We start from the raw sequence: 4,038 nt of genomic DNA on the forward strand, positions 1-4,038 counted from the left end.
TCCGCGACGGGCTGGGCGTCCGGGGTCCGCGTGACGGCGGCCGCCGGGGTGGCCGACGGCGTCACGGCGGGCGTCGCGGCGGGCGTCGCGGCGGATGTCGGCGCGGCCGGGACGGGCTTCTCACAGCTCACCGAGGCGACCGTGACGGTGCCGGTCACCTTGGCGACGTTGAGGTTGAGCGGGTCCACCGACACCTGGACCTCCAGGGCGGAGGCGGCGGCCGTCGTCGAGGTGGTGGTCTTCTTGGAGAACTCGACCGACACGCTGCCGACCAGCGGCACGTCCACCTTGGTCGGCCCGTACACGCTGAGCGTGACCGGCTTGCCGAGGACGGTGAGCTTGACGGGCGCGACCACGTCGGCGGTGGGCTTCCCGTCGACGGGACAGGTGGCGGTGGCGCTGAGCGCCTCCAGGCCGAGCAGGGTGGTCGCGGGCAGGCCGGGAGCGTGCACGTCGGCGTCGGCGAGCGTGACGGAGGCGGTGGCGCCCTTGGCGTCGACCTCGGTCACCGATTTCCCGACGTCCGCCTGGACCAGGGTGACCGGGCCGGCCTGGTCGACGCCGTCGACCTTGGCGGTGAGGACGGTGCCGTCCAACCGGGCCGGGGACTCGACCTTGTTGAGCGTGGCATCGACCGGGACGTCCACGGCGCCGTTCAACAGCCGGACGTCGAGGTCGAGTTCGACGGTGACGGCGCGCGCCTTGCCCGGCGAGGGGGCCGGCGCGGCGGTGGACGAGACGGTGGACGAGGCGGTGGGCGACGGCTCGGCGGCCCAGGTGGGCGGCACGGTGAGAACGGTGCAGGCCAGAGCGACGGCGGATGCGGAAACGGTTCGTCGAGAAGACGAAGACATGGCGGTACCCCCACGGCTGAAATGGATGAGCCGCCAGTCTTCTCAAACGATCCGTCACATGAGTAACACAGAACGTTATTTCACCCGTTGGGGTGATGTCGGCGTCCGTGGATGACGCCGACCTGCTACGGCAGCCGCCAGTCCACCGGCTGCGCCCCCTGCCGCACCAGCAGCTCGTTGGCCCGGCTGAACGGGCGCGAGCCGAAGAAGCCGCCGCTCGCCGAGTACGGACTCGGGTGCGCCGACTCGATCGCCGGGATCTCGCCCAGCAGCGGCCGCAGATTGCGCGCGTCACGGCCCCAGAGGATCGCCACCAACGGTCCGCCCCGCGCCGCCAGGGCGCGGATCGCCTGCTCGGTGACCTCCTCCCAGCCCTTGCCCCGGTGCGCGGCGGGCTTGCGCGGCGCGGTGGTCAGGGCGCGGTTGAGCAGCAGCACGCCCTGCCGCGTCCACGGCGTGAGGTCGCCGTTGGACGGCTGCGGGAGGCCGAGGTCGGAGCCGTACTCCTGGAAGATGTTGATCAGACTGGCCGGGATCGGGCGGACGTCCGCCCCCACCGAGAAGCTCAGGCCGACGGCGTGGCCGGGGGTCGGGTACGGATCCTGGCCGACGATCAGCACCCGCACGTCGGCGAAGGGCTGCTGGAAGGCGCGCAGCACGTTCGGACCGGAGGGCAGATAGGTGCGGCCGGCGGCCAGTTCGGCGCGGAGGAAGTCGCCCATGGCGGCGACCCGCCCGGTGACCGGCTCCAGCGCGGTGGCCCACCCGGGCTCGACGATCTCGTTCAGTGGACGCGGTGCCATGGGCGTAACCCTATCGGCCTACCCGGACAGTCCGTTCACCGCGATGATCACGTCAGCGGACCCCCTCCGCCCTTCACGCCACCGGGCGCCCGCGCAGCACCACCAGCCGCGGATCGGCCAGCACCCGGACGTCGGCGCGCGGGTCGTGCGCGTACACCACGAAGTCCGCCGGCGCGCCCTCCTCCAGGCCGGGGCGCCCCAGCCAGGCGCGCGCGCCCCACGTGGCCGCCGACAGCGCCTCGGCGGGGGTGAGCCCCGCCTTCACCAGCTCGGCGACCTCCTCCGCGACCAGGCCGTGGGCCAGTGAGCCGCCCGCGTCCGTGCCGACGTACACCGGGACGCCGGCGTCGTGCGCGGCGCCGACCGTGTCGTAGCGGCGCTCGTGCAGCCGGCGCATGTGGGCGGCCCAGGCCGGGAACCTGACCTCGCCGCCGACCGCCAGCCGCGGGAAGGTGGCGATGTTGACCAGGGTCGGCACGATCGCCACCCCGCGCTCGGCGAAGACCGGGATCAGCTCCTCGGTCAGGCCGGTGGCGTGCTCGACGCAGTCGATCCCGGCCGCCAGCAGGTCCGGCAGCGACTCGGCGGCGAAGCAGTGCGCGGTGACCCGGGCGCCCTCCTCGTGCGCCGCCGCGATCGCCTCGGCGAGCGCGTCGCCCGGCCAGCAGGCGGCGAGGTCGCCGCGCTCGCGGTCGATCCAGTCGCCGACCAGCTTGACCCAGCCGTCACCGCGCCGGGCCTCGGCCCGCACGTAGGCGGCGAGGTCGCCGGGCTCGATCTCGTGCGCGTAGTTGCGGATGTAGCGGCGGGTGCGGGCGATGTGCCGGCCGGCCCGGATGATCCGGGGCAGGTCCTCGCGGTCGTCGATCCACCGGGTGTCGGCGGCGGAGCCCGCGTCGCGGATCAGCAGGGTGCCGGCGTCACGGTCGGTGAGCGCCTGCTTCTCGCTGGTCGCGGCGTCGACGGCGCCGTGCGCGTCCAGGCCGACGTGGCAGTGCGCGTCCACCAGGCCGGGCAGCACCCAGCCCCGCACCGTCCGGACGTCGGCGGACCCGGCTCCGACGGCGGCCGGACGGGAGAAGGTCACCCGGCCGTCCACCACCCAGAGTTCGTCCCGGACGTCCTCCGGACCGACCAGCACCCGACCCCGGACGTGCAGCACCGCGCCATCGCTCATGGCCGCACTCTACCGACGGCGCCGTTCCCTGGAAGCGGCGGACATGGGGCAGACTCGTTCCCGCCGGCCCGCCGCCCCCCTCCCCGAAAGGCCCCGCAACCGTGAGCCCCTTCCTCGACCTGCCCCCGCTGACCGCCGACGACTTCGCGGCGATCGAGGACAAGGTCGCCGCGCTGCTGCACACCACCGCCGACGTCATCGTCACCCAGGGCGAGGCGCTGCTGCCGCTGGAGGCCGCGATCCGCGGCGCCGCGCACCCGGGCTCGACCGCGCTCAACATCGTCACCGGCCCGTACGGCCAGACCTTCGGCAACTGGCTGCGCGACTGCGGCGCGAAGGTCGTCGACCTCGCCGTGCCGTTCGACAGCGCGGTCGGCGCCGAGCAGGTCGCCGAGGCCCTGGCGGCCGAGCCGGCCATCGACTTCGTCTCGCTGGTGCACGCCGAGGCCGCCACCGGCAACACCAACCCGGTCGCCGAGATCGCCGCCGTGGTGCGCGAGCACGGCGCGCTGCTGATGGTGGACGCGGTCGCCTCGGTGGCCGCCGAGCCGCTGCTGACCGACGCCTGGGGCGTGGACCTGTGCGTGATCGGCGGGCAGAAGGCGATGGGCGGTCCGGCCGGCGTCTCGGCCGTCTCGGTCTCCGAGCGGGCCTGGGAGCGGATCACCGCCAACCCGGCCGCCCCGCGCCGCTCCTACCTCTCGCTGCTGGACTGGAAGGAGCGCTGGACGGACGCCGGGCGCACCGTCCTGCCGCACGCGCCCGCGCAGTTGGAGATGCTCGCGCTCGGCGCCTGCCTGGACCGGATCGCGGCGGACGGCCTGCCCGCCGTGATCGCCCGCCACCGGGCGGCCGCGGCCGCCACCCGCGCGGGCGTCCGGGCGCTCGGCACGCTCGCCCCGTTCGTCCCGGCCGACGCGCACGCCGCGCCGGTCGCCACCACCCTGCGCACCCCGGCCGGTCTGGACGCCACCGCGCTCGCCGCCGAGCTGCGCCGCCTCGACCCGTCCCTCCCGGTCCAGGCCGGCGGCGGCGCCCTGGCCACCGGGATGCTCCGGGTCAACCACTACGGCCCCGCCGCCGCCCTCGGCACCGTCCGCGCCACCCTCACCGCGCTCGCCACCGCGACCGGCGCCGACGCCGCCCCCGCCCTCACCGCCGCCGAGGCCGCCTGGAAGGCGACCGCCTGACCGGCGTGTCACCC

At 75.2% G+C, this 4,038-nt stretch carries 4 protein-coding genes; 1 reads left to right on the forward strand and 3 read right to left on the reverse strand.

Translation table 11 applies throughout. From position 1 onward, the window contains the following. The 3 genes from ABD308_RS26945 to ABD308_RS26955 all read right to left on the reverse strand — a co-directional run. On the reverse strand, positions 1-788 hold a 788-nt coding region (locus ABD308_RS26945; RefSeq protein WP_344339594.1), incomplete at its 3' end, for an SCO1860 family LAETG-anchored protein. A gap of 191 nt (positions 789-979) precedes the next feature. Beyond that, positions 980-1,657 (reverse strand): uracil-DNA glycosylase, encoded by a 678-nt coding sequence (locus ABD308_RS26950; RefSeq protein ID WP_344339598.1) that lies wholly within the window; start codon positions 1,655-1,657, stop codon positions 980-982. A gap of 73 nt (positions 1,658-1,730) precedes the next feature. Continuing rightward, positions 1,731-2,834, reverse strand: coding sequence for an amidohydrolase family protein (locus ABD308_RS26955; protein ID WP_344339602.1), 1,104 nt, complete (start codon positions 2,832-2,834; stop codon positions 1,731-1,733). 101 nt (positions 2,835-2,935) lie between these two features. Here ABD308_RS26955 and ABD308_RS26960 point away from each other — a divergent pair, with 101 nt between their 5' ends. Further along, a complete protein-coding gene (locus ABD308_RS26960; protein WP_344339606.1) occupies positions 2,936-4,024 on the forward strand; it encodes a pyridoxal-phosphate-dependent aminotransferase family protein in 1,089 nt (362 codons plus the stop codon). Positions 4,025-4,038: the final 14 nt, after the last annotated feature.

This window comes from Kitasatospora putterlickiae, from assembly GCF_039527695.1.
GTDB classification, from domain to species: Bacteria; Actinomycetota; Actinomycetes; order Streptomycetales; family Streptomycetaceae; genus Kitasatospora; species Kitasatospora putterlickiae.

What these genes read in the sequence shown, in the direction of transcription:
- ABD308_RS26955 (WP_344339602.1), bottom strand. Translation starts at nt 2,834, where the DNA reads ATGAGCGATGGCGCGGTGCTGCACGTCCGGGGTCGGGTGCTGGTCGGT.
- ABD308_RS26950 (WP_344339598.1), bottom strand. Translation starts at nt 1,657, where the DNA reads ATGGCACCGCGTCCACTGAACGAGATCGTCGAGCCCGGGTGGGCCACC.